5 protein-coding genes and 1 pseudogene are annotated in these 4740 nt (G+C 44.3%); 2 read left to right on the forward strand and 4 right to left on the reverse strand.

Annotated features, from left to right (window positions below; translation table 11 throughout):
• Positions 1-172 precede the first annotated feature (172 nt).
• The 3 genes from B5D55_RS11265 to B5D55_RS11280 form a co-directional block, all read right to left on the reverse strand.
• On the reverse strand, positions 173-712 hold the full coding sequence (locus B5D55_RS11265) for a radical SAM protein (protein ID WP_456154921.1): 540 nt from the start codon (positions 710-712) through the stop codon (positions 173-175).
• A 16-nt stretch (positions 713-728) separates the two neighbouring features.
• Positions 729-914 (reverse strand): cysteine-rich KTR domain-containing protein, encoded by a 186-nt coding sequence (locus tag B5D55_RS11270; RefSeq protein ID WP_003431289.1) that lies wholly within the window; start codon positions 912-914, stop codon positions 729-731.
• 322 nt (positions 915-1236) lie between these two features.
• A complete protein-coding gene (locus B5D55_RS11280) occupies positions 1237-1935 on the reverse strand; it encodes a helix-turn-helix domain-containing protein (RefSeq protein WP_456154922.1) in 699 nt (232 codons plus the stop codon).
• 23 nt (positions 1936-1958) lie between these two features.
• Here B5D55_RS11280 and B5D55_RS11795 point away from each other — a divergent pair, with 23 nt between their 5' ends.
• Entirely contained in the window at positions 1959-2273 is a 315-nt protein-coding gene (locus B5D55_RS11795) for a hypothetical protein (protein WP_200805323.1), read from the forward strand.
• Between the two features lie 143 nt (positions 2274-2416).
• Entirely contained in the window at positions 2417-3898 is a 1482-nt protein-coding gene (locus B5D55_RS11290; RefSeq protein WP_456154923.1) for a recombinase family protein, read from the forward strand.
• A 93-nt stretch (positions 3899-3991) separates the two neighbouring features.
• Here B5D55_RS11290 and B5D55_RS11295 read toward each other — a convergent pair.
• Positions 3992-4234 (reverse strand): annotated as a pseudogene (locus tag B5D55_RS11295) (MarR family transcriptional regulator); the annotation flags it as partial.
• Between the last annotated feature and the right edge of the window lie 506 nt (positions 4235-4740).

Below are 4740 nucleotides of genomic sequence, written 5' to 3' on the forward strand. Positions count from 1 at the left end.
CTGCACGGCGCGCTTCTTTATCTGACTCCGGAAGATTATTTTGCAGGAAGAAAAGAAGAAAGACTTGCAGACAGGAGAAATAAGCTTCATAATGCAGATATAAAAAGAAGAGCTTATTGGTTAGCTCAACAGGCTTAAACCACCTTATTAGCTTTTATAAAAAAGTCCAAGTTCACTTTGGGCAGAACACAACTGTTGATATGGTAATGCCGTCGGTTGGAAAGTTGAGCCCATATCTATCTCGGAGAATATGGATTGCTTTTATCAAGTTGTCATAATTGAATAAAGGCTCTCCCATACCCATAAAAACGATACGGTTTACTTTTCGACGCAACAATATAATCTGTTGTACGATTTCTGACGATGTTAGATTACGAACAAAGCCATTTCGCCCGGACTCACAAAAAATACAACCAACAGGACAACCGACTTGTGTGCTCACGCAAACAGTTCCACCATCTCGCCGCTTGATAAAAACCGTTTCAATGTATTTGTTGTCTTTCAGTTCGTAAACATACTTTTCAGTATCACTGCTTTTGCAAATATTTTTTACCAACATTGATAGATTTTTTTTGCGTGGTAATTGCTTATATAATTCTTCATATAAGGCTTTTGCTTCATTCTCGCCAATAACTTCCGACATTTCTTTGTAAGTAAATCCGTATGGATCATTCCGTACTTCCGCAGGCGTATATTTAGGTAAACGTTTCATTTTTATATCCTTTCTTCTAAATAATAAAAGTTTGTTTTTCTGTATTTTTGATTACAATCTCTAATTTTTCTACATCAATGATATGCGTCAATTTGCATTTAGGGCAGAAAAGAGGAAAATCTTTTAATACAGTATTATGAAATACTTGAACTCTCGTCTTTCCGTTACAAATCGGACATTTTATCCAATATTTTTTAAGCATTATATTTCACTCGTCCTTTTTACACAAAAAAATGCAGGTCAATCCTCAACATGAGCATTGACCTGCATTTATAATGCACAGAGCAGTACAACAAAACTAAGGCATAGCTTGCACTATGTCTATACTATATCTATACGTCGTTAGTTTTTTGTATAGCATCCGCAAAATAAGCATGACAAAAAAGCCCATGTTGAAAATGGGAAAATCCTTTTTTTCAATGCTTATCTAATACGCATGCAATGCAACATAAACGCCGCCTCCTTTTACATAAATTTTATTTTATCAGAAAATCAGTCTACTGTCAATACACAACAGGAAGTATTTAACCTAATGATATGAATTGTGTGGACATATCCAAAAAGAAAGGTGAACTGTAAAATGTAACAGGGTGAATGAAAATGGCAAAAAGACCCGTACCATTGTACGACTTTAAGGCTTTCGGGGCAGCTATAAAAGCCGCGAGAAATGAATACGGCGAGAGCCGCAAAAAGGTAAGCGACGAGTTATATATTAGGGAATGGAAAGGAATGGAATCGGTACTTGATAAATCAGTAATTGATTGTTCTTTACTTAATATATCTTTATTTAATTGCGTTGGATTTTCCAACGTAGGTTTTTCCTGCGTAGGTTTTTCCAACGTTGGATTATCCAATGTTGGATTTTCCAATGTAGGTAAATCCAATATAGGCGGCTGTCCGCCGCTGGTAGCTGCTTCCGGCTCTCGCGGCTGCGGCTGCTCGTATATGACGTAATCTGCGCCCCGCAAGCGTCCCTTTTCGTCGCGCTCCCGGCTGCGCACGATATATCCGGCTTTTTCGAGTTCCTTTACCGCTTCGCGGATTGCGTCGATCTTCTCCCGGTTGATATGGGATAAGCCCGCAAGGGTATAATCCCAATCTTCGGGCAGCGAAAGCATTTGCGACAACAAGCCCTTTGCCTTTAAGGACAATTCCTTGTTTCGCAAGTGGTGGTTGCTCATAACGGTATATCCCGTATTTCGCTCCACTCTGAAAACTGCCATATTTCCTCACTTCCTCTCTTGGTATGCGTGGACAATTAGAAAGCCGTTTTCGGCTGTTTTGGTATTGCAATATGCCCTTTGCCGTTTTCGCGTCTGCAAAGCCGCATGGCACAAGGGCTTTTGCCCGTCTATTTGTCCATGCTGGCGTGCGTTTTCCGCGTCCTTTTGCCGGGGCAATAGGGACACTCTTTGAAAACGCAAAACTCATATTTCCACCCGGGGCGGTAGAAACGGCAAGTGCCGCAATCTTCATCATCTCCGGCACAACCGGATTGATAGCGGTCAAATCCCGGCTTCTGCTGCATGAGCAATTCAAACGCCCGCTGCTTGCCCTTTGAGAAATACATTCCGGCTGCACCTCCTTTCCTGCGGGCATAAAAAAACGGCGTTACTTTCTCCCCCAAAGGGGTTAAGGTAACGCCGTTTGTGTGCGTATTCAGTTTTTAACACATTCCCTGTCTATCCGCTGTCCGCAAAACCATTGATTTTATTAGCTTTTTGCCGCTATCGCTATCACACCTCATTATTCCAAAGACCGGGCTTTCAGTCTATGCTTGCAGACATTGAAGCCGGAAAAGTGGGAACCGTTATCGTCAAGGATATGTCAAGGCTGGGGCGAAACTACCTGCAAGTGGGGTTTTACACGGAAATGCTGTTCCCTCAAAAGGGTGTGCGTTTTATCGCTGTCAACGATAATGTGGACAGCGCAAACGGCGGCATGGACAACGATTTTACCCCGCTGCGAAATCTGTTCAACGAATGGCTGGTGAGAGATACGAGCAAGAAAATCAAGGCAGTAAAAAGGTCAAAAGGCATGAGCGGCAAGCCCGTTACCAGCAAGCCGGTTTACGGCTATGTGATGGACGAGGACGAGAATTTTATTATAGACGAGGAAGCCGCCCCGGTGGTGCAGCAGATTTACCAGCTTTGCCTTGCCGGGAACGGCCCGACCAAGATTGCCCGTATGCTGACGGAGCAGCAAATCCCCACGCCGGGGACGCTGGAATATCAGCGGACAGGCAGCACCCGCCGTTATCACCCAGGCTATGAGTGCAAATGGGCGACCAACACCGTCGTTCATATCCTCGAAAACCGAGAGTACACCGGATGTCTGGTGAACTTCAAAACGGAAAAGCCTTCTTATAAGGTCAAGCACAGCATAGAGAACCCCGTCGAGAAGCAGGCCATTTTCGAGAACCACCATGAGCCGATCATCGACAAGGAAACATGGGAACGGGTGCAGGAGTTACGCAAACAGCGCAAACGCCCGAACCGCTACGATGAAGTGGGGCTGTTCTCCGGGATTTTGTTCTGCGCCGACTGCGGCCATGTGCTGTATCAGCAGCGGTATCAGAACAAAGACCGCAAACAGGACTGCTACATCTGCGGCAGCTACAAGAAGCGCACCCGCAACTGTACGGCGCACTTTATCCGCACCGATCTGTTGACCGCTGGTGTCCTGGCAAATCTCCGGCAAGTGACCGAATACGCAGCCAAGCATGAGAGCCGGTTTGTGAAACTACTTGTCCAGCAGAACGAGATCGGCGGCAAGCGAAAGACCGCCGCAGCCATCAAGCAGCTTGAACAGGCGCAGGAACGCATTTCTGAAATCAGCCGCATTATCAAGCGGCTGTATGAGGACAATGTAAACGGCAAAATCAGCGATGAGCGTTTCATGGAACTGTCGGCTGACTACGAAGCCGAGCAAGCGGAGCTGAAAAAGAGAGCCGCCGCCCTGCAAGCCGAACTGGACAAGTCACAGGCAGCTACCGTCAACGCCGAGAAATTTATGGGCATTGTCCGCAAGCACCTTGCCTTTGAAGAACTGACCCCCACTCTCTTGCGGGAAATGATCGAGAAAATTGTGGTGCATGAGTGCAGCTATGATGAGAACGGCACCCGCAGGCAGGACATTGAGATTTATTACAGCTTTGTCGGCAAAATTGACTTGCCCGAAGCCTAACGCCCGACCTATCCGACACAATGGCCAAGTGCCGGATAGGAACGGCAAAATTTTTTACACTTCTATTGCTTCTTTATCACACATAAGCAAATGAACACGGCTTATCAGCCCTTGATTTTCCATTCTTTCCAGCATCGTAGTAAGAGATGTTATCGCTAATCCGCATTTAGTCGAGAGTGATCTGATTGAGATACCATCCTCCTGCCACAGCACATAAAGAATACGTCCCTGGGCTCCATTGAACGCATCAATATTCTTTTCGCTGAGAATCTTCTCGAAAATCCGGTCTCCAAGCTGTTTTATTTTGGTAACAAGAAATCCTCCATTCATTTCCATACAAAAGCTCCTATATAGTAGTTTATCAAAAAAACATACTATATAGGAGCTTTATTATCAAGAGTTTATATGCATCCAGGATTTCATATATTTTCTGAAGCAGAATCTGCCATGCCTTTGGCTTGTTCCTGTTTCTTTTCCATTTGTAAAAGCCTGTTTCGCTGACCGTAAGAACTTTGCAAAGTTTTTTTACTTGTTAGAGTTCGCCGATTTCAGCCACACCTAAGTCCAGTGGAAATCGCCAAAAATAAGTTCAATTAAAAAAGCCATTATCAAATCAAATAAAACTCTCTAAACTGAATAGTAACCAGAAACTCAGTCAGGGAGGAATATGAAAAATGATAATGACTTCACAGTCAGTTTAACACAAGCGCTCCAAGATATGAAGATGGAGCAAGGGGATTGTTTTGACCTTGCAAAAGTCAACCTTTCGGAGCTTGAGAGAAGAACCGGAATCAGCCGTGCAAAACTCCGAAGATTAAAATCCAATAATTTCAAAGAAAAAC

This window comes from Treponema porcinum (assembly GCF_900167145.1).
In the GTDB taxonomy this organism is placed as follows: Bacteria; Spirochaetota; Spirochaetia; order Treponematales; family Treponemataceae; genus Treponema_D; species Treponema_D porcinum.

What these genes read in the sequence shown, in the direction of transcription:
- B5D55_RS11265 (WP_456154921.1), bottom strand. Translation starts at nt 712, where the DNA reads ATGAAACGTTTACCTAAATATACGCCTGCGGAAGTACGGAATGATCCA.
- B5D55_RS11280 (WP_456154922.1), bottom strand. Translation starts at nt 1,935, where the DNA reads ATGGCAGTTTTCAGAGTGGAGCGAAATACGGGATATACCGTTATGAGC.
- B5D55_RS11795 (WP_200805323.1), top strand. Translation starts at nt 1,959, where the DNA reads ATGCGTGGACAATTAGAAAGCCGTTTTCGGCTGTTTTGGTATTGCAAT.
- B5D55_RS11270 (WP_003431289.1), bottom strand. Translation starts at nt 914, where the DNA reads ATGCTTAAAAAATATTGGATAAAATGTCCGATTTGTAACGGAAAGACG.